We start from the raw sequence: 21,208 nt of genomic DNA, 5'->3' as shown, positions 1-21,208 counted from the left end.
GGCAACTGGAGTGTTGATGTCGCGGGCAGTGACTTAGCCAACGACATTGAGTTTGAAGTAAGCGTGGCATCAACGGACGCGGCGGGTAACGAAGTCACCAGTACAGCAACCTCAACCCATACGGTTGATCTGGTTGCAGAAGCTGGTACTGTCACGGTGGCTGATATCACCGCAGATGATGTGATTAACGCAGCAGAAAGCGGCCAAGTGATCGCAGTGACAGGTACGGCGATCGGTGGTGACATCAGTGAAAATGATGTGGTGACCATGAGCATTAATGGTCAGGCTTACCAAACCACGGTTGATGAAAACGGCAACTGGACAGTGAACGTGGCTGGCAGTGACCTAGCTAACGATACCGAGTTTGAAGTCAGCGTGGCATCAACCGATGCTGCGGGTAACACGATTAATAGCACTGCAACTTCAACGCATACAGTAGATACGTCAGCGGATGCAGGCACTGTCACGGTGGCTGATATCACCGAAGATGACGTGATTAACGCGGCAGAAAGCGGACAAGTCATCGCAGTGACAGGTACGGCAATCGGTGGCGACATCAGTGAAAACGATGTAGTAACCATGACCATTAATGGTCAGGCTTACCAAACTACGGTTGATGAAAATGGCAACTGGACAGTGAACGTGGCTGGCAGTGACCTAGCTAACGATACCGAGTTTGAAGTGAGCGTGGCGTCAACGGACGCGGCGGGTAACGAAGTCAACAGCACTGCAACCTCAACTCATACGGTAGATACCCAAGTAAGTGGATTAACTTCTGATATTACAGATGCAACAAACACAGGATTAAATACTGATACTGTAACTAACATAACAACACCAAATATCACTGGCGTAACTGAGGCGGGCGCGAACGTGACTATTACGTACACGGATGCGACGGGTGCCGCTCGCACAGCGATAGGCACTGCGGATGTAAATGGTGTTTATACCATTGCGATTACCCACGCGCTGGCCGAGGGTTCAAACAGTCTAACGATTACAGCGGAAGATACGGCAGGTAACGAAGCGATGATCACGCAAGACGTGACGGTTAATTCAGACCCTATTGCTACAGATTTTGAAATCACATTAACAGACGATACAAGCGTTCAATTTACTTTCGCTCCTCATGTGAGTGATATTGAAGACGATGCTAGTACTACAGATGATAAATCTGTTGGAATCAACATTACTGAGTTACCAGAATTTGGGACTCTATATCTTGTTGATGGAGACACTCGTACTGAAATCACAGCAACAACGTTATTAACTGAAGACTCTCAAATTGAATATGAACTTAACGATACAATAAACGATGATTTGAGTTTTAATGCAACAGAAGATTTTGCTCCTAACTATAATAACGGTACGGTGACGTCTTTCACTTTAGCTAGCGGTGTTATTGTGTCAGGGGGAACTTATTCTGGAGAACGACCTGATACGACAAGTACATTAACGGCAGATGAGCTTTATTATGATTCAGCAACAAATGAAACAGGATTAGGGGTCGGCAGTAGTGAAATAGATGTAAATTCGAAAGATTATATTGAAGTCGATTTTACGGATGTAGGAAATACAAATACAACAGATATTGATATTAGAGAAGTTAATATTGATTTTGGTAGTGTCTTTGGTAATTATTCAGAAAATAGTAATGCGAATGCTGAAATTCATATCTTATTATTTAAAGATGGGGTTCTTGTTGGAGAAAGCCCTTATATCTTCGATGATGAAACTCATAATGTTTATGATGGTAGCGGTGAGTTTACCGCTAATATTCAGCTTGATAGCGGCTTTGACCAAATTCGGGTTTATACCGTTCATGGAGAGGGTTCCACTGCGTCAAATTCGAATGTGACATTGCAAGGTGTTGAAGTTGTTGATGCTATGGTGAGTGAAGATATTCCTTATCAAGCAACAGATAGTGATGATGCTACCGATACTGGTGTTATTACTGTTTCAACTGACAGTACTGAGCGTGCAATAAATAATGCCCCAATCATTGACGATTCAGTATTTAATGCGACGTATGAAGATGTCGCTATCCCATTAAATTTAAACGACTTGCTGATAACAGATCTGGATGGAGATGATGTTACGTTAACTAATATTACGGTTGATCCAGCATTTGGTTCTTTAGAGCTTATTTTTAATGGTGATGAAGTTATAGGTGCTCAATTTACGCCTGTAGAAAATGTACATTTTGATAGTAATAATGCAGTTGAATTTGAAATAACAGCGACCGACGGATATCAATCATCAAAAGGAACAGCAACACTTATCGTTAATGCAATAGCGGATGAACCAACGCTATCTGTTGTGTTAGGTGAATCAGTAATTGCTGGCCCTGGTTTTGATACTAGTGATGTAAATTCAATTAAAGACTTCTTTGCTAATGGCGGAACTATACCTGGTATAGGGAATGTTGTTTATAGCGGTGAAATGGTGCTTGGTGATGACGGTAACAATTTAATTATTGGTACTGGTGTTGTAAATAATTTGATTGGTGACTCGGTTGCAGGCACTGGTAACGATGTTTTTGTCGGGGGAGCTTATAATGACTCAATATATGGAGGTACTGGACCTCTAGATTCTGGTATTGATGGCGTTATATATAGTGGAAAAATAAGTGAATATTTAATCGTAAACCAAGGTGGAGCACATGGTGGAGGTGTCGATCATTGGGTTGTAACTGACACATTAGGTAGAGATACCGGATATGACCATACAGCACCTGAAGATAATGGTGATCAGTTATATCAAATCGAGCGATTAATCTTCTCTGATGCCATTGTTGAGCTAAATCCTGATGGAACGTATACGATTCTACAAGAGACAGAAACGACACTAGATTTATCTGCATCTGTAATGGATACAGATGGTAGTGAATATTTAGATGCTATTAATATCTCAGGTCTTCCTGCTGGCGCTCAAATTATTGATAAAGATTCCAATCAACCTCTTGGAGAGTTTCAAGATGTGAATGGTGAGCAAGTTTGGGTGATTGATATTACAGGTCAAAGCACTCAAACGATTAATTACGATAATTTAGTTATTCGTTATCCATCGACAGAAACTCTTGATATAGATGTTTCAGCGGTTGCAAAAGAATCTTCAAATAATTCAGAAGCGACAACCACTGTTACTGCGTCACCTAGTCAAGATATACATGCAGATCAAGGAGGGGAAACGCCGACAACATTGATTTCTTTAGTTCTTGATTCATCGGGCAGTATGGATCATAAACCTTTTAAATCTGATAACTCAAATCCAGATCAAGATAAAACAAGGATGGAGCTAGTTTTAGAAGCCTCAATAGCTATGCTTAATAATGTGAAGGTTCAAGAAGGTTCTGAAGAGGTTAAAGTTCAATTAGTTGATTTTGATGATCAAAAATACAGTAGTCAGGATAAAGATGTAGAGTCGCTTGGCTGGTTCACCGTTCAAAGTGCAATTGATGCATTAAATGCGGCGCTTGTTGATATTGCCGAAAAAAATAAGGATGAAAATTTTTATCCTAAAGGAGGCACTGATTACGAGGAAGGTATCTACGCTGTAATGTCTGGTTATCAAGACACTCAAATTACCAATATTACAGGAGAAACTAATGATGTAGTTTACTTCTTCAGTGATGGTGATAATGATGGTGGTTGGCAAGGTGGTAATAATGGACCTAAAGATATTTGGGAAGATTTTATTATAGGCAAAGATGTAACTGCTATAGGTATTGTTAGAGATTCAAATACAACGCTAAGTGGGCTAAATCAGATTTCTGACAAAGTGGTTTACCTCACCGATGGGCAATTACTCACTGAGTTACCAAAGCTTCGCCCTACTATTGGGCAAACTGGTGCGCTTCTTATGGGTGTTATAGGTTTAGATGCGGCTGCCATTATTATTGATGAGACTAAAACTGAAGTATTACAAGTAATGGATCAAAACGGCGTAATTTTAAGTACGACGTATATTGTTAGTGAAGATAATAATCAGTTAGTTATTGATACAGAATATGGTGATTTGCGTATTGAAGAAGATGGTTCTTACTATTTCCAACCGTCATTATCAGCACCTAATATTGAATCAGGAAAATCGGTTGCTTTTGAAGTGTTATACACAACAGTAGATGATAATGGCCTAGAGAGTGAGCAACTTGTAACGTTAAATATAAGTCCTAGTGGAGAAGTTAATGCCGCAATAACGTCTAGTCTTAATGCATCAACTGGCGATGATGTTGTTATCGGATCGGATAATGCAGATATTATTTTAGGCCATGAAGGTGATGACATCTTAATTGGCGGGTTAGGTGATGATATTTTAGTCGGTGGTTCAGGTGACGATATCTTCAAGTGGGTTGACCAAGGAGTTAGTACTGGTAGCGATACGATTAAAGATTTTACTGTCGGTGAGGATTTAATTGATCTAACCGATATCATTAGTGGTAGTGATAGTGCTGTTGATATGGAAGATTTACTGTCTCATGTAACCGTATCAGAAAGTGGTGATGACTTAACGTTAGCTATTACCGATGATTCTGATAATAATCACACTATTATTGTTGAAGGTGGCGTTGGTTCATTTGGATTAGAAGATGCCAACTTCTCAAATCAATCAGAAATATTAACTCAACTATTAGATAATCAAATGTTTAAGTTAGATGATAATAATTGATTGTATAGCGTGAACTAGATAAAGGGTCTATTTGAGGCCCTTTTTACTTGCTACAACACCTCAAGGTCTAACTCTTGATTAAATGATATCAAAAGAGCACAATTTAGAAAAAGCAGTTGGAGATATAGTAATGGAATTAGAAGATATCCGCCGTGATTATAGTCTTGGTGGTCTACGTAGAGCGGATTTACCACAGGAACCTATAGATTTGTTTGAGCAGTGGTTAAAACAAGCTGTCGAAGCTAAATTAACAGATCCAACGGCAATGACAGTGGCTACGGTTGATAAAAATGGACAGCCTTTTCAGCGTATTGTGCTATTAAAACATTTTGATAAAACTGGTTTTGTTTTTTATACCAACCTTGCTTCTAGAAAGGCACAGCATTTAGAAGACCATAGTAAAATCTCGTTGCATTTCCCATGGCATCCTCTTGAGCGTCAAGTTCATATAACGGGTACTGCCGAAAAACTTTCAGCGCTAGAGAATATGAAATATTTCACTTCGAGACCAAAAGAAAGTCAGATTGCAGCTTGGGCAAGTAAACAAAGTAGTCGATTGACGACACGCTCTGCATTAGAAGGGAAATTTCTTGAGTTGAAGCAAAAGTTTGCGAAAGGAGAAATACCGGTACCAAAATTTTGGGGCGGCTTTAGAATTAAAATAGATTCTATTGAGTTTTGGCAAGGCGGTGATAGTCGTTTGCACGATCGTTTTCTATACAGTAAAGATCAAGATGAGTGGATGATCGACCGATTAGCGCCATGATCTTGACTTAATTGTAGTTTGATCTAGATTGTTTTATAAAAATATCGACGATCCATGATCATCGGTATTTTTTATCCCTCTTTTAACCATTCAGTGTTAAGTTTTTCAGTATCACCCAGATAATCTAATAGCCATTGAATTGCGATAGATTGGTTGTTTTTATTCCAAGCTAAACAACAAGGACTTGGATCTATATTATTTTTGATTTCTTTACTAATAATATGTCCAGAAGATAATAGTCGCTTCGCTTTATGGCTCGGCATAACACCAACACCTAGACCATCAATAAAGCACTGTTCAGCACTGTGCCAATTAGGAACAATTAATCGACGTTGATTATCTAACTGCCAAGTTGTTCGTTTTGGTAATATACGAGAAGTATCTTCTAGGCATATTACAGGGTATTTCATTAATTCAGAATCGGGGATTGCACCGTCATAGTTTGCGAGTGGGTGAGTTGTACTCATAACAAAGTCCCATGAAAGCTCCCCCATTGGACGATAAGAGAAGTTACCACCGATAGGTATCGTTGCCGTAGCTCCAATACCAATATCCGCTCTGCCTGTCATTAAGGCGTCCCATACGCCATTAAATACTTCCATTGTTAATTGAAGCTCTATATCTGGGAAGGTTGCATAAAAATCACGAACCAGTTGGTTTACGCTATTTTCACGAACGACGTTATCTAGTGCCACAGAGACACTTTGTTGCCAACCATTAGCGACTCGTTGTGTATTTAAACGTATATCTTCCATCTCTTTAAGCAGTTTTCTTGCTTGTTCTACAAAATATTCACCGGCAGCAGTTAATTCTACTCTACGATGCAAACGAGTAAAAAGAGACACGGTTAAGCGGTCTTCAACAGACTTAATTGTATAGCTAATTGCACTCGGTACTTTGTGCAATTCTTCAGCAGCGTGACTAAAACTGCCAAGACGTGCTACAGACTCAATAGTGATTAATTCGTGATAAGAAAACATAAAAAACCTGATGGTGAATTATTCACATCAAAAATATTGATGCAAAGTGCAAATATTATCGTTTCACAAGAGTAGCAACTAACAAATAGAATGCAAATAATTCTAGAAATATGTTCATCTTTGGAGAAAGAACATGGATAAGCAAAAACAATCTATTCCTTATATCTGGCTTGCTGGCCTAAGTATGTTGGGCTTTTTAGCTACAGATATGTATTTACCAGCATTCGATATCATTCGTGGTGATCTGGCAACAACAGAAAGCATGATAGGTCTAACGTTAAGTATTTTCTTGTTTGGTATGGCCATTGGTCAACTTTTTTATGGGCGTTTGACTCAAAAATTAGGCACGAAGAAATCATTAATCATTGGTCTAAGCATTTTTGCAATAAGCAGTTTAGTTGCTTCATTTTCAACCAGTGTCGAAATGCTATTAGTTGCTCGCTTCTTCCAAGCGTTAGGTGCTTGTAGTGCAAACGTTATCTGGCAAGCGATGGTGATTCAACGTTATGATGCAAAAACATCTCAACGTATTTTCGCAACGATTATGCCGCTAGTTGCCCTCTCTCCTGCACTGGCTCCTTTACTTGGTGCGGCAATTGAAAAGTTCTATGGCTGGTCGATGATTTTTGTAACATTAACGGTTATTGGTGTTGGTCTAGCGGCAAGAACGTTTGCTGATAAAGAGCCTGCACAGGCTGCAAATTCGAATGCAAAAACCATTACTTTTCGTGATGTTATTAAGTCAAAAAAATTCACAGGTAATATGCTAATTTACGCTGCAAGCTCTGCAATTTTCTTTGCATGGTTAACAGGCTCACCTTTTGTCATGACACAAATGGGTTATTCAGGCGCAGATATTGGTTTGAGCTACATTCCACAAACAATCGCATTCATTGTTGGTGGTTACGGCTGTCGTTGGGCGCTAGAGCGTTTTGAAAGCCAAAAAGTACTTCCTTGGATTTTGAAACTATCTGTTGCAAGCGTAGTTACAGTATTTTTAATCTCGTGGAGAATGGACGTTTCATCAATCATTCCAATGTTAATTCCTTTCTGTTTCTTAGCAGCAGCGAATGGCGCGGTGTATCCGATTGTTGTAAATAACGCATTAATGGATTTTAAAGAAGGCAGCGCAGTTGCTTCAGGTCTATTAAACTTTTTACAAATGCTATTTTGTGTAGCAGCAAGTGCAATGGTATCAAGCATTAGCTATTTAGGTCCTATCTCAATGGGTAGTATTATGCTGCTACAATTGGTGTTCTTATTCATTGGTGCTGTATTGGTATTTAAATCGAATAAAGAAGAAAAAATGGTATTAGCAGAGCAATAATACTCTCTAAATAACATCATAAAAAATAGCATTGAGCGAAACCGCCAATGCTATTTTTTTGTCTTTTTTAAGGTGATATTGGATTGGTTTATTGATTATTTTTTCTTGATCATGACAGGTTCAATATCTATTTCATAACCAGAGTAGGATATTTTACTTGGGCTATATTCTCTTTTTGTGACTAAATGTTCAGTGTTAAATTGGACATCTACTCTTGGAAATATTTTATTAGTAACAAATACATGATTATCTTTTAAATTTGCATTAAAGATGATCTGTTCTTTGGCTAATTTTGATTTTATAGCCTGCAAATCTTGAGTTGATTTTTCTTTTGAGCGCAATATCTTCTCTGCTAATTCTGGAGACTGTCGTTCAATATTTATTTGTGCAATTTTTACAACTTGAGCGCTTACATCATCTAGATGTTTTTGGAGTGAATGCAGGTTTTCTTTTTGCTCATTAAAATTATGAAAAGCATGAACCTTAGTATAAGCCCCTCCTTCAATGCCTAAATTGGCCGTTTTAATCGAGCCATTAGCGGTAAGACTGCCTCCACTGATGGTGCCATTTCTCTCTGTTTTATCTAGAACACAAATAGAGCCTAATGATTCCACTAAACAATGGTTCGCATGAAGAGTAATATGAATGTCGTTATGAGCTATTAAATATGCATTTTGAGCAAGTTTACTGGTTATAGACCCTTCTGCTTTGAGTACGCAAGTTAAGTTATCATCATAGTGTACAGGGCGACCTATAATGCCATTCATTACGGTAATATCATGTTTTGCCGTTACCTCAGCATTTTCAATAAAACCGCCTACGGTAATAGAACCTGTTGCGGTCACTTTCATTCCTGATTCAATATCTTCTTGTACAAAAATACTGCCTTCAAATGAAACGTGTCCAGTCGTTGCATTAACACTTTTTAGTGTTAGCAAATTATCGATACCAACGCCTGCTTTGTGAATCAGTGGTGTACCATCAATATCAGAAATGAGTAATTCAGGATCATTTGGAGAAAGAGAAGAGCCAGAGTAAAGTTGGAATGGGGAATCATTTCCTGGTGTGGCAATTACTATTTTTCCTGTAATCGTTTTACCATTAACTCCTTGTGTTGCAGGGATACGTTTCATTAATGGCGTATTTTTCTTAACACTAATAACTTCCCCTAAATTTCGCATATCCACATGACCATCGTCAGTTTCTTGTGGTTGTAGAATACGTTCTTTTACATTAGGAACTAACGCTTCAAATAGTGTGTCTTGCCCTGGTATAGCTTCTCGACCAATAGCAATGACTTCAGAATAGGTTTCACCAGAAGCAAGATCTTTGCTTTTTAATAATAAGGTTTTAAGGCTTTCTTTTTGTATGCCTTTTAATATTCTATTTTCTGTTAATGCTGTAATAATGGCAGGACCGCGTAGAGGTTGCCCGCCATAAGCCCCAGTTACCGTCATAGAGGCTTTCATTTCATCGTCTTGAATGTGGATAGATAATTGAGCATTTAGGCGTTGTGCTATCACAGTATCATCAATAGAACTAAGGCTGCCTTTATTAATTGCAACGATAATTTCTTCTACTTTATTTTCAAAAAGATAAAATTGATCAGCACCAATTGAGTGTAATGCTTGATGAAAATGCATTACCTCAATAGATTGGTTCAATGTTGTATTTTCAGGAACAATAAAACGTACAACAGATTTATTATCTGAAAATGCCAAAAAGTGATCGATCATATTCTCTCCCAATAGGTGCTGAATTCTCAGCATTAAGAAAGAACATTATCACTTATAGCGTATGGGGTTCACGAAATGTGTAATAAGTGCCAACACGCTCACAGTTTATAAATTATCCGTTTAATTTTCCGACTAATTCGAGTACCTCAAAAAATGGTTGAGATTCAAATTTCGCGTATCCTTGCATTTTATTCGCTTTAATTTTTGTCGTTAAAGGTGTTGGTATTCCACATAAGAAACGAGCAAAAACAGCATTGGCAAGAGGTTCTTTACTGCCATTTTGTAATTCTTGACACCAATTTTTTACTTGTTCGTCATCTGCCACAAAGACAAAATTATTTCTTGGTAAATGAGCGCCTTCAGAACGACAAGCTGAACAATGGCCGCATTGTACTGGTGCGTTAAAATCAGCAAAGTAATTCGCTAAGGAATGGCTTAAACATGTCTTTGTTTCAAAGAAATCGAGCATGGCATGAATACGATTAATTTCACTTTCTTCTTTATTTTTGAACAGCTGATGTTGTTCTTGAGAAAGTACGTGAGTGCTCTCTACTTTATTTAATACTTGGTAAACTTCAGTCATTAACTTACTTTCAAGCTCTATCCAACCTTGTTCGTGAAAGTAATCTAATGCTGCAATGACACGCTTACGTTCAGCTTGGTAACCAATCCAAAGCGCATCAAAATCCACTGTGTGCCATGTTCTTGATTTTGGAGAACACTGAAAAACTGTGGATACAAAATACTGGCGTTCAGTTTGGAATTTACCAATAATATCATTCACTGGAATTAAGGTTTTAAATCGATAATCTGCATAATAACTGTATTTAGCTTGGATTATTTTCTTGAGTTCCAAATAAACTAACAGTGTTTTTAATGGGAGTTGGCGAACATTACTGTCTTTAGATAAGCGTAGTAATTGGGTTTCCCATGTATCAGAAGATTTATAGATATCATCCAATACATATTGAATCGCTTCTCTGTCTGGTGTATCTCCATAAACAAAGTTTTCTAAAACATTCAGTCCAGAAGTATTGGCAAGCACGGTACAAAAAGATGGGTTACCATCTCGACCCGCACGTCCAATTTCTTGTGAATAGTTTTCAATTGATTTAGGTAAATCAAAGTGAATAACTTGACGAATATCCGATTTATCGACACCCATTCCAAATGCTATGGTGGCGACAATACAGTTAAGTTCACCATGCATGAATTTATGTTGAATGTCTTCCCTGATATCGTGTTTCAGACCTGCATGATAGGCTTTGGCTTGAATGCCATTGCTTTGAAGCCATTGACCCACATTCTCAGCTGTTTGTTGTAGCGTGACATAAACGATACTTGGTTGGTTTGGTCTTTGTTGTAATGTGGCAAATAAAGCAGAACGTTTTTGCTCTTCTTCCACAGGAATAATTGAAATATCTAAATTAGGGCGATAAAAACCAGTAATGACAATATCGTCTTTATCTATTTTGAATTTTTTACTCATATCTTCAATAACTGCAGGCGTTGCCGTTGCCGTTAATAACAAGACGTTTGGGATATTTAATGCTTCTCTGTCTTGAGGTAGTTTAAGATAATCGGGTCTAAAATTGTGGCCCCACTCAGAGATACAGTGTGCTTCATCGACGACCAATAATGAAATATTGATTTGAGCGATAAACTGACGAAAACGCTCGTTCTTTAAGCGCTCTACTGAGATCATCAAAATTTTAATTTCGCCATTTCGTACCCCTTGCAGTATCGCTTGAGTCTCTTCTCTAGTTTGAGTTGAATCAATTGATGCGGCGGCAATGCCTTTGCTTTTTAAAAATGAAATTTGATCTTTCATCAAAGCAAGTAAGGGTGAAATAACCAACGTTAGATTGGGTAATAAAAGTGCAGGCAATTGGTAGCATAATGACTTTCCTGAGCCTGTCGGAAAGATAGCAGCAGACGAATGACCATTGAGTACTTTTTCAATAACGTGTTGCTGGCCACCTCTTAGAGAGTCAAAACCAAATACGTCTTTTAATGTCTGCTGGTATGTCATTAGTAATCTACCTTCTTTCTCATGCTTTTAGTTTGGCCGCGTTGTGTTTTATTATCCACACGTTTACGTTGAGAACTGCGAGTGGGTTTGGTTTCTCGGCGTGCTTTTTGAGTTTCAGCCGCGGATTGGATCAATACTTTTAAACGCTCAAGTGCGTCTTCTTTGTTTTTCTCTTGTGTTCTAAATTGCTGAGCCTTAATAACAATGACACCTTCCTTCGTGATACGACTGTCTTTCATTTTTAACAGTCGTTCTTTATAGAAAGGAGGAAGTGTTGAACTATTAATATCAAAGCGTAAATGGATTGCACTAGAGACTTTATTGACATTTTGACCACCCGCACCTTGTGCTCTAATCGCGGTGAGTTCAATTTCCCAACTGGCTAACTGAACGTAATTTGAAATGGTTAACATGTAATAAACCTATGATCGAACTTCTATTAGAGGGTATACTATCAGGTAGCGTCGATACGCACCATTTTCAATACAAAGGTAATTTCATGAGTGTAAAAGAAGAACTGCAAAAAATTCATAACCGTTTAGATCGTTGCAAGCACCGTTTAGATGCTGCTCAAAAGCGTGATGATCAACCTGTCGTTAAACAGTTTTTGCATGAAATCCAAACGCTAGAAAAGAAAGTAGCAAAATTAAATGGTAAAAAGCAATTTGAAACAGGGAGTAAAGGAACAGAAGTTCGTAACCTTGAATTCAAACGTGCAATTACCAAAGCAGAGCAAGCAGACATGGGCAAACTGAAGAAATCAGTTCGCGGTCTAGTTGTTGTTCACCCAATGACTGCGTTAGGCAGAGAGCTTGGTCTTAAAGAAATGACAGGTTTTGCTCCTCAAGCATTCTAATGTCGTAACTTATTTCTAAACTTAGTAGAAAGCATCAAATGCCAGTGTGTATTTGATGCTTTTTTTATGCATCAAAGAGTATTATTTCACGTAGTTTTATCGACGTTATTTAAAGTAATTATGCTGAAGATAAGCTATTATATCCGCCATTATTTATTACCATTGAGTTCACATGTCTCATTCTCATTTTTCAAAAAATCAAGCGGCATCTAAGAATAATAACGAAGCTCCGATTAAAAAATCTATGCATCCTCGCAATAAACATAATGCAAGTTATGATTTTCCTGCGCTGATTGCGACGTCTCCTGAACTGAAAGCATTTGTTGAAACGAATCAATATGGTAATGAATCAATCAACTTTTCAGATCCTCTTGCTGTTAAAGCATTGAACAAAGCATTATTAGCTCATTTCTACGATGTTCCATTTTGGGATATTCCTGAAGGTTACCTTTGTCCACCAATTCCTGGTCGTGCAGATTACATTCATAATATTGCCGATCTATTGGCAATTACGAATGAAGGTGAGATCCCAACAGGTAAGCATGTTCGTGGTTTAGACGTTGGTGTTGGTGCTAACTGCGTATACCCAATTCTTGGTCACCGTGAATACCAATGGAGCTTTGTTGGTTCAGATATTGATGTTCAAGCTCTGAAAATGGCCTCATTTATTGCCAACAACAACCCAAGCTTGAAAAAGGGCATTGAGTGTCGTCAGCAAAAGAATGAAGAGAATATCTTTAGAGGTATTATTAAGCCACAAGACGAATTTGCGTTCACGATGTGTAACCCTCCATTCCATGCATCAGAAGAAGAAGCAACGGCAGGATCAGAGCGTAAACAGCAGAACTTAGCAACGAGCAAATCGAAGAAAGGCCACGCTTATAATGAATTAAAAGGCGTGAAAAAATTAAATTTCGGTGGGCAAAAAGCAGAGCTTTGGTGTGAAGGTGGTGAGCTAGCGTTCATTACTCAAATGGCAAAAGAGAGTTGTGAGTTTGCACTGCAAGTCCAATGGTTTACGACATTGATCTCTAAGAAAGAAAACGTAGATGCATTGTATCAAGAGCTTGCTCGATTAGGTGTAAAAACTATTAAGACTGTCGATATGGCACAAGGTCATAAAATCAGTCGTTTTGTGGCATGGACATTCCAAGCGAATGTAAATTTGTAAGCTTTTAGAATTAGACGAAATTTATTATATATCAATAAGTTAGTTGTGAACTGTTTCTAAATTTGACTCAACGTAAATTACAGACACATTCAGTAACAATCTCTCTAATTTTAATCGAATAATTTCAATCATTTAACTGTCAGAATACCTGTAATTCGACAGTTAAATGGTTATTTTATGAAATCAAAAACACTTCTTGCTTCTTTAGTTAGCGCTGCCTTATTGGTTGGTTGCAGTGACGAAGCCACCAATAAAAATGCACCTCAAGCCCCTTTAGTTGCTGCTCATACCGTTGAGTCCGTTCAATATCAACAAGGCAAAACCTATATTGGTCGTATCGAAGCAATGGAAGATGCCTCTATTGTTGCTCACGTTTCTGGCTACATTCAGTCTCGTTCGTTCAAAGAAGGCCAAATGGTCAATAAGGGCGATGTTTTATTTCAAATAGATCCTTCTTCTTTCCAAGCCCAAGTTGCTAACGCTAAAGCCGGAATTACTCAAGCTAATGCAGCATTAAAGAAAGCACAGCTTGATTTTAAACGTGGTAAAAATCTGCTACCAAAAGGTAATATTAGCCAAGCTGAATTTGATGGCTTAACGGCTCAACTACTCAGTGGTGAAGCACAAGTTGAATCGGCTAAAGCACAATTAAACCTTGCTGAAGTTAACCTTTCATATACGACTATCGTTGCGCCATTCTCTGGCCGTATCAGCGACAGTAAAGTCAGTATTGGTGATTTAGTTTCCTCTGCTTCTGGTCCATTAACTACCTTAGTTAGTTTAGACCCAATTCAAACTCGATTTACTATCAGTGAGCGTGAGCGTTTATTGATGGGTATTGATCAAGTAAAAGGCGATGGTTCTGGTGCGTCTAACCAAGTTGAAGTTGTGCTTAATCTTGAAAATGGTGAAGAGTATAAACACCTAGGTAAGATTGATTACATTAGTAACCGAATAGATCAAACTACGGGTACATTAACACTTAGAGCATTGGTAGATAACCCGGATTATACGCTTTTACCTGGCCAGCATATCAATGTAAATCTACGTGAAAAAACACCCACTGAAGTTGTTGTGACACCAAGACGAGCAGTACAGAGTGATTTAGAAGGCAGTTTTGTCATGGTATTAACAGAAGGAAATATTGTTGAAAGACGCAATGTTACGCTCGGTAAACAATTACCAGAAGGCGTGATTATTAACTCGGGTTTAGAAGCAAATGAACAAGTGTTAGTGAAAGGATTACAACGTGTAAGAAACGGAGTTCAGGTTCGTCTAGAGAACACGGGGTCTTAATATGTTAAGTCGATTTTTTATACAGCGTCCTAAATTTGCTCTGGTTATTTCTATCATACTCACTCTTGCCGGAGCTATCGCACTCGCTATTCTTCCTGTGGCGGAATACCCAAAAATAAGTCCGCCTTCAGTAAGCGTAAATGCTTACTACACAGGAGCAAGTGCAGAGGTGGTAGAGCAAGCCATTGCCGACCCGATAGAAACCTCGGTCAACGGCGTTGAAAACATGATTTATATGTCTTCTAAAAGTGCCAATGACGGATCGTACTCTCTGAACGTAACCTTTGATGTGGGTACTGACCCAGATATGGCTCAGGTTAACGTTCAGAACCGCGTGGCGCAGATAGAATCTAAACTGCCACAAGAAGTTCGAATGGTTGGCGTGACAGTTAAGAAGCGTTCGCCTGACTTGTTAATGGTGCTGAACTTCTATTCTCCTGATGGAAAATACGATGATCAGTTTTTGGTTAACTATGTAAATTTGAACATTAAAGATCAATTAGCACGTGTTACTGGAATAAGTGAAGTTGGGGTTATTGGTGGTGGTGAATACGCAATGCGTGTTTGGCTAGATCCTGACAAAATGACCAACTTAGGATTAACCACCTCTGATGTTCATGCTTCATTGGCGGAACAAAACGTACAAGTTGCTGCGGGTAAAATTGGTGCTGCACCTTATGCAAGCGCGCAAGATGTGCAGTTTAACTTGGTGACAAAAGGACGTTTAGAGTCGGTTGAAGAGTTTGAAAATGTGGTACTTCGTGCCAATAACGACGGTTCATCAGTTTATCTAAAAGACATTGCACGTGTAGAGTTAGGTAAAAAATTCTACGATGGTAATGGTCAATTTAGAGGTCAAGATGCGTCTATCGTAACGCTTTCTCTGCAATCGGATGCAAACGCATTGGAAAGTGGTAAAGCGGTGATGGAGATGCTAGATAAACTCAGCGTAACCTTCCCTGAAGGAATGTCGTATGAAACCAGTTATGACACCACCTTGTTTGTTGCAGAATCAATTAAAGGGGTTATTAAAACGCTAATTGAAGCGATTTTATTAGTAATAGCGGTAACGTATCTGTTCTTAGGCAGCGCACGTGCAACCTTAATTCCTGTCGTCGCAATCCCAGTCTCGTTAATTGGTACGTTTGCTGTGATGCTAATGACGGGATTCACGATCAATACCGTGACGTTATTTGGTTTGATCCTAGCGATTGGTATCGTGGTGGATGATGCTATTTTGGTTATCGAAAACGTCGATACCATCATGAAGCGTAACCCTTCGTTAAGCCCTAGAAAAGCCACCTTAATGGCAATGAAAGAAGTTACAGGACCGATTGTTACTTCTACATTGGTACTGCTTGCGGTGTTTATTCCTGTCGCTATGCTTCCCGGTATTACAGGCATTATGTATCGCCAGTTCGCATTAACCATCTGTATTGCTGTTGTTATTTCGTCAATTAATGCGTTAACGCTTTCTCCTGCATTATGTTCTTTGGTGCTGAAACAGGGCGGAGATAATACGGCTCGTTGGTTTAAAGCGTTCAACCGTGGTTTGGATAATGTAACTAATAAATACGGTGAAATTGCAGGCTTCTTTGTTCGAAAAACAATGATCCTGATGATGTTCTTTGCTGTGGCTCTTGGCTCGGTAACTTACCTTGCAAAAAATACCTCTACAGCCTTTGTTCCTCAAGAAGATAAAGGGATCTTATTGGTTAACGTGCAGTTACCAGATTCAGCATCTCTATCTCGTACTGAAGAAGTGTCTGCAAAATTACTAGAGATTGTAGAGCAAGAGCAAGGCGTTGATGGTGTTACCGTTGCAAATGGCTATGCATTCTTAACTGGTGCTGCTGCATCAAATGGTGCGTCTTTGTTTGTGAAATTAAAACCGTGGGATGCACGTAATGATATGGAAGGGGATAACTCTTCATTTGCTATTACAAATCGTATCAACGGCCGTGCAGCAATGGAACTACCAGAAGCGGTGATCTTTGCAATGGGTGCGCCAGCGGTTCCGGGGATGGGAGCAGCTTCTGGTTTTGAATTTGTCTTAGAAGATACGTTAGGTCGTAATCGTACCGATTTAGCTAACGTAATGAATGAGATGATCCAGACTGCTAATCAGCAGCCTGAAATCCAATATACTTTCAGTACATTCCGTGCCAACGTTCCGCATTACTATGTGGATATTGATCGTGAAAAAGCAAAGCAATTAGGGGTTTCATTAGGTTCTATCTTCCAAACACTGCAAGGCAATTTGGGGTCGATGTACGTTAATGATTTCACTATGTTTGGTAAGAACTTCCGAGTAACCATGCAGGCGGACAGTGAATATCGCAGCAGTATGGACGATTTGGATAAATTCCACGTGCGTGCAAGCTCTGGTCAAATGGTACCTCTAAGTACATTAGTGACTTATGACACGGTATTTGAACCTGATGTAGCGTGGCGTTATAACATGTATCGTTCAGCCGTTATTCAAGGCCAACCTGCGGAAGGGTATTCAAGTGGTGATGCGATTGCTGCGATGGAGCGTGTTGCCGCTGAGGTGCTTCCTCATGGTTACCAATACGAGTGGACAGGTATGGCTTACCAAGAAGTAAAAGCGGGTAACCAAGCGATTTATGCGTTCGCCTTAGCGCTGATCTTCATCTATTTGTTTATGGTGGCACAATATGAGAGTTGGAGTATTCCTCTGGCGATTATTCTTGTGGTTCCGGTTGCAACGTTAGGTTCCTTTGTTGCCTTGAATTTAGCCGGAATGCCATTGAATCTATACGCTCAAATTGGTTTGGTTCTCTTAATTGCCTTGGCAGCTAAAAATGCGATTTTGATTGTGGAATTTGCTAAAAATGAGCGAGAAGAGAAAGAGACTGATTTAGATAACGCATCGGTGAATGGTGGCCGTTTACGATTCCGCGCGGTAAACATGACATCGTGGTCATTCATCTTAGGTATTTTGCCATTGGTATTTGCATCGGGTGCTGGTTACATCAGTCAAAACTCGTTAGGTGTGTCATTGATTGGCGGCTTACTGTGCGTGCTACTGGTAGGTACGTTACTTATCCCTGGTTTCTATGCCATGGTACAGCGTCGTCGTGAGAAACTCCATGGCGGCAGTACTAAGCTAGTTCCAATTGATGATGAGTAAATCATTGTCTTAATTAATAGTTATCAAAGGAGCCTTCGTGGCTCCTTTTTGTTTTGGTGCTTCTTGATATTAAGATCTCATTTTGAATGCGATCCGTTCGAAGCAAAGAATACGAAGGTATATACTCGACCTTTCTCATATGACTCCACGCATTTAATTTTCTTTTCTCAGAGTACCCATTAATGTCAAAACACAACGTAAAATTTATTGCTGCCGATATGGATGGCACGCTACTTAATGAACATAGTCAATTAGATCCAAGTTTCTTCGAGATCTATCAACAACTGGAAGATAATAACATCATGTTTGCCGCAGCTTCTGGGCGTCAATATTACAGTTTATTAGAAACCTTCAAGCCAGTGAAAGACCGCATGATGTTTATTGCGGAGAATGGCACGCTAGTAATGCATCAAGGTAAAGAATTATACAGTTGCTCGATGGACACACCGTCGATAATTAACATCATTCAAACAGCACGTTCAATCGAAGGTACGCAGATTGTACTTTGCGGGAAAAACTCAGCCTACATCGAAACCCAAGATCCAAAAGCCTTAGCTGAGTTTTCAAAATACTACCAACGTTGCCAGTATGTAGAAGATCTTCTTGCGGTTGACGATGAGTTTATCAAAGTTGCAATTTGTCATTTTGATGGAACAGAAGAGTTTGTTTTCCCATCTTTTGATGCTAATTTTGGTAGCAGTCATCAAGTAGTAGTCAGTGCTAAGATCTGGCTAGATGTTATGAATGCAGAAGCATCGAAAGGTGCGGCAATTAAGCATCTACAAAATACGCTTGGTTTTAGTTTTGAAGAGACAATGAGTTTTGGTGATTATTTAAATGATTTAGAAATGCTGCAAGAGAGTTACTACTCTTACGCAATGGAAAACTCACATCAAAAAGTGAAAGAGACAGCCCGTTTTATGGCTCCAAGTAATAAAGATGCGGGTGTTTTTAGTGTTATCCGCTCTTATCTTGAAGTATAGATTTACACTTCCAAATAAATAATAAAATATTGTAATAGAGGAGTTTGACTTACGCTTCCTGGATATAAATATATCTAATTTCGATTTGCGCAGTGTTGATTATTAATTAGGTCTAACTGTTTAAATTTGGCGTATTTCTACAATATTACGAGTGTGATTATTCGTATTATCATCGGAAATCACACAGAGGTAACGAAAAATGACAACAATATTTAAAGCCGCATTTATTTTTATTGCACCAGAAACGAATGCAAACTCTAACTCTTCATGGGTGATAACCCCTGAAGTTCATGTTAAAACTCTAGCGGTATCCAGTTACCAAGAAGCATGTGATTCTATAGATGGGCTTGAAAAAGAAGGCATTAAAGCAATTGAATTATGTGGTGGCTTTGGTCATCAAGGAGTCGCTGAAATATCTAAAGTAGTTGCCGGACGTATTCCAATTGGTGTTGTTCGTTTTGATCACCATCCTTGTTTAGATAATGTTAGTGGTGATACGTTATTTATAGCTAAATAATAATTGTTCATATTATCATTTTTTGTAATGATAATATGAGTTACTATCATTATTATTTCGTATGGATATAATTTGGCTGCTACTATTTTGCATATAAATCGTATTAAACCCAATCAACAACTTTCACCTTTTATTGCGCATTATTGGTTATGGAAAAGTACACATCATCCTTATGTTCCCGATATTCTTCCAGGGACGGGAGCTGAGTTATTAATTAACACTGGTGGTCCATTGGTTATTTCACAACCATTTCATCATTTATTATTAACTGGGCAAAGTGTACTTATTTGTCCACGAAGAACGACGTTTAAATTTAAAAAGATAGGAGAAAGCCAACTTATTTCTATTAGATTTCGTTCTAGTGGTTGCTATTCTATTTTTGGTATTCCTATGGATGAACTATCTGATCAAATAATCGATATGTATCAATTTTTACCAGAAGAATTAATAGAACGCATTATTATTAAGTCTAATTACGCTGAAAAAATACGCTTACTTGAATCATGGCTAATGGGAAGAGTTAACCCTAGGATTTTAACTTCGTCTGCGATTACATGGGCTATTGATAGAACTTACTATCAAAATAACTATCGAGGGATCAATGAATTACAGCTAGAGGTAAATATGAGTAAACGAACTTTTCAACGTAAATTCAAATTGTATACAGGAGTTGATGCCAAGTATTTTGAACGTACAGCACGATTTCAATCAACGTTACGTATGCAGTTGAATAATGCAGATAATAATTATGTGGATATTGCCTTAGATAATGGTTATTACGATCAGTCTCATTTTATTAAGGAGTTTCGATACTTTACAGGAACATCACCTAAAAAGTATCTCACAAAAGAAAATTTTATGTTGAATCACTACAATAAATGATAGCTAGCAGTCGTTATTATTTATTTCACTGGGAATACTCCTCTCTATATTTAATTGAAAATATACATTTACTTGGATTTTTATTAAGAATATGAATTTTATTAAAAAACTCGTTATTTTAAGCCCACTATTTATGGCTACATTTTCTCAAGCTAACGAGATGCGAAAATTTTATGCTGGTATTGGTGTTGGGTCTACGACACTAAATGATTACGATGATTTGTTTAATACATTATCAGTTGATGAAGACGGAAATACATTTAAATTTATTGCTGGCTATCAGTTTAATCGAATTGTAGCTCTTGAAGCGCAATATACTAAATATGGTGATATAAATGTTACTACGCCTTTATTTGGAGGGGGAAATACATACAGTTGGTCTCCTGAGTCACTCTCTATTGCAGCAAATGTGGGTTATACATTTAATAATGGTTTACGACCTTTTGGCATTGCGGGGTTATCGAGCATTGATATTAATGAATCTAAAAAAGCATTAAATGATGAAAAGTACATCGGGTTTCATTATGGATTTGGGGTTGAATACACGCCCCAGAGGTTAAATTCTCTAAGCTTAAGGGTTGGTTATGAGGCTGATTTGTTCTTTGCAGATGAAGAGGTTACTTACCTTTACTCTGATATCACTATATCTGAAGATCACTTTCTTAATTTAAGTTCACTCTATATAAGTGCTGCATATCGATTCTAATTAGTCATAAAACCCTAACAATGCGTTAGGGCTTTTTTGAGATTATTGGATTTATTGGAATTAATTCATCAGAGTCATCGGGTAGAATCAAGAAGACGTCGTTTATTGTTAATCTTAGAGAAGAACTTGATTTA

The 21,208-nt window shown here is 38.4% G+C and carries 15 protein-coding genes; 11 read left to right on the top strand and 4 right to left on the bottom strand.

What is annotated here, in order from left to right; all coding sequences use genetic code 11:
- Both BTO23_RS18320 and pdxH read left to right on the top strand, forming a co-directional pair.
- On the top strand, positions 1–4,668 hold a 4,668-nt coding region (locus BTO23_RS18320), incomplete at its 5' end, for an Ig-like domain-containing protein (RefSeq protein WP_146107807.1).
- Between the two features lie 130 nt (positions 4,669–4,798).
- Positions 4,799–5,434, top strand: coding sequence for a pyridoxamine 5'-phosphate oxidase (pdxH, locus tag BTO23_RS18315; protein WP_060993063.1), 636 nt, complete (start codon positions 4,799–4,801; stop codon positions 5,432–5,434).
- 71 nt (positions 5,435–5,505) lie between these two features.
- Here the strand turns inward: pdxH and punR are convergent, their stop codons facing one another.
- Entirely contained in the window at positions 5,506–6,414 is a 909-nt protein-coding gene (gene punR, locus BTO23_RS18310; RefSeq protein WP_060993064.1) for a DNA-binding transcriptional activator PunR, read from the bottom strand.
- A gap of 133 nt (positions 6,415–6,547) precedes the next feature.
- Here punR and punC point away from each other — a divergent pair, with 133 nt between their 5' ends.
- Complete coding sequence (gene punC / locus BTO23_RS18305; protein WP_060993065.1) at positions 6,548–7,741, top strand: purine nucleoside transporter PunC; 1,194 nt, start codon at positions 6,548–6,550, stop codon at positions 7,739–7,741.
- Between the two features lie 95 nt (positions 7,742–7,836).
- Here punC and BTO23_RS18300 read toward each other — a convergent pair whose 3' ends face one another.
- The 3 genes from BTO23_RS18300 to arfB form a co-directional block, all read right to left on the bottom strand.
- Positions 7,837–9,477 (bottom strand): flagellar assembly protein A, encoded by a 1,641-nt coding sequence (locus tag BTO23_RS18300; protein WP_105064257.1) that lies wholly within the window; start codon positions 9,475–9,477, stop codon positions 7,837–7,839.
- Positions 9,478–9,589: 112 nt separating this feature from the next.
- On the bottom strand, positions 9,590–11,509 hold the full coding sequence (locus tag BTO23_RS18295; protein WP_061003893.1) for a RecQ family ATP-dependent DNA helicase: 1,920 nt from the start codon (positions 11,507–11,509) through the stop codon (positions 9,590–9,592).
- Positions 11,509–11,922 carry an alternative ribosome rescue aminoacyl-tRNA hydrolase ArfB gene (gene arfB / locus BTO23_RS18290; RefSeq protein WP_105064256.1) on the bottom strand — a complete coding sequence of 138 codons (414 nt, stop codon included), beginning with the start codon at positions 11,920–11,922 and terminating at the stop codon, positions 11,509–11,511. The genes BTO23_RS18295 and arfB overlap by 1 nt, the downstream gene beginning before the upstream one ends.
- A gap of 86 nt (positions 11,923–12,008) precedes the next feature.
- On the opposite strand from arfB, the gene BTO23_RS18285 reads away from it, so the two are divergent.
- The 8 genes from BTO23_RS18285 to BTO23_RS18250 all read left to right on the top strand — a co-directional run bounded on the left by BTO23_RS18285 (position 12,009) and on the right by BTO23_RS18250 (position 21,074).
- Positions 12,009–12,365 carry a YibL family ribosome-associated protein gene (locus BTO23_RS18285; protein WP_105064255.1) on the top strand — a complete coding sequence of 119 codons (357 nt, stop codon included), beginning with the start codon at positions 12,009–12,011 and terminating at the stop codon, positions 12,363–12,365.
- Positions 12,366–12,537: 172 nt separating this feature from the next.
- Positions 12,538–13,536 (top strand): 23S rRNA (adenine(1618)-N(6))-methyltransferase RlmF, encoded by a 999-nt coding sequence (gene rlmF / locus BTO23_RS18280; protein WP_105064254.1) that lies wholly within the window; start codon positions 12,538–12,540, stop codon positions 13,534–13,536.
- A 177-nt stretch (positions 13,537–13,713) separates the two neighbouring features.
- Positions 13,714–14,832 (top strand): efflux RND transporter periplasmic adaptor subunit, encoded by a 1,119-nt coding sequence (locus BTO23_RS18275; RefSeq protein ID WP_105064253.1) that lies wholly within the window; start codon positions 13,714–13,716, stop codon positions 14,830–14,832.
- Position 14,833: 1 nt separating this feature from the next.
- Complete coding sequence (locus BTO23_RS18270; protein WP_105064252.1) at positions 14,834–17,986, top strand: efflux RND transporter permease subunit; 3,153 nt, start codon at positions 14,834–14,836, stop codon at positions 17,984–17,986.
- Between the two features lie 182 nt (positions 17,987–18,168).
- Positions 18,169–18,969, top strand: a complete 801-nt coding sequence (locus tag BTO23_RS18265) for a Cof-type HAD-IIB family hydrolase (protein WP_105064251.1) — start codon at positions 18,169–18,171, stop codon at positions 18,967–18,969.
- 199 nt (positions 18,970–19,168) lie between these two features.
- The gene (locus BTO23_RS18260; RefSeq protein ID WP_060993074.1) at positions 19,169–19,486 is read left to right on the top strand and encodes a DUF6506 family protein; all 318 of its coding nucleotides are present in this window, start codon (positions 19,169–19,171) and stop codon (positions 19,484–19,486) included.
- Positions 19,487–19,558: 72 nt separating this feature from the next.
- Positions 19,559–20,368, top strand: a complete 810-nt coding sequence (locus BTO23_RS18255) for a helix-turn-helix domain-containing protein (protein ID WP_245922139.1) — start codon at positions 19,559–19,561, stop codon at positions 20,366–20,368.
- Between the two features lie 133 nt (positions 20,369–20,501).
- Positions 20,502–21,074 (top strand): porin family protein, encoded by a 573-nt coding sequence (locus tag BTO23_RS18250; RefSeq protein WP_245922138.1) that lies wholly within the window; start codon positions 20,502–20,504, stop codon positions 21,072–21,074.
- Positions 21,075–21,208 lie beyond the last annotated feature (134 nt).

It is taken from the genome of Aliivibrio sifiae (genome assembly GCF_002954715.1).
Classification (GTDB): Bacteria; Pseudomonadota; Gammaproteobacteria; order Enterobacterales; family Vibrionaceae; genus Aliivibrio; species Aliivibrio sifiae.
Note: the sequence above shows the minus strand (reverse complement) of the source record. Positions and strands in the feature narration are given on the sequence as shown.

Excerpts from the sequence above, each read along its gene's own strand:
- BTO23_RS18295 (WP_061003893.1), bottom strand. The coding sequence starts at position 11,509 with ATGACATACCAGCAGACATTAAAAGACGTATTTGGTTTTGACTCTCTA.
- BTO23_RS18300 (WP_105064257.1), bottom strand. The coding sequence starts at position 9,477 with ATGATCGATCACTTTTTGGCATTTTCAGATAATAAATCTGTTGTACGT.
- arfB (WP_105064256.1), bottom strand. The coding sequence starts at position 11,922 with ATGTTAACCATTTCAAATTACGTTCAGTTAGCCAGTTGGGAAATTGAA.
- BTO23_RS18250 (WP_245922138.1), top strand. The coding sequence starts at position 20,502 with ATGGCTACATTTTCTCAAGCTAACGAGATGCGAAAATTTTATGCTGGT.
- BTO23_RS18275 (WP_105064253.1), top strand. The coding sequence starts at position 13,714 with ATGAAATCAAAAACACTTCTTGCTTCTTTAGTTAGCGCTGCCTTATTG.
- pdxH (WP_060993063.1), top strand. The coding sequence starts at position 4,799 with ATGGAATTAGAAGATATCCGCCGTGATTATAGTCTTGGTGGTCTACGT.
- punR (WP_060993064.1), bottom strand. The coding sequence starts at position 6,414 with ATGTTTTCTTATCACGAATTAATCACTATTGAGTCTGTAGCACGTCTT.
- BTO23_RS18260 (WP_060993074.1), top strand. The coding sequence starts at position 19,169 with ATGACAACAATATTTAAAGCCGCATTTATTTTTATTGCACCAGAAACG.
- BTO23_RS18265 (WP_105064251.1), top strand. The coding sequence starts at position 18,169 with ATGTCAAAACACAACGTAAAATTTATTGCTGCCGATATGGATGGCACG.
- punC (WP_060993065.1), top strand. The coding sequence starts at position 6,548 with ATGGATAAGCAAAAACAATCTATTCCTTATATCTGGCTTGCTGGCCTA.
- BTO23_RS18270 (WP_105064252.1), top strand. The coding sequence starts at position 14,834 with ATGTTAAGTCGATTTTTTATACAGCGTCCTAAATTTGCTCTGGTTATT.
- rlmF (WP_105064254.1), top strand. The coding sequence starts at position 12,538 with ATGTCTCATTCTCATTTTTCAAAAAATCAAGCGGCATCTAAGAATAAT.
- BTO23_RS18285 (WP_105064255.1), top strand. The coding sequence starts at position 12,009 with ATGAGTGTAAAAGAAGAACTGCAAAAAATTCATAACCGTTTAGATCGT.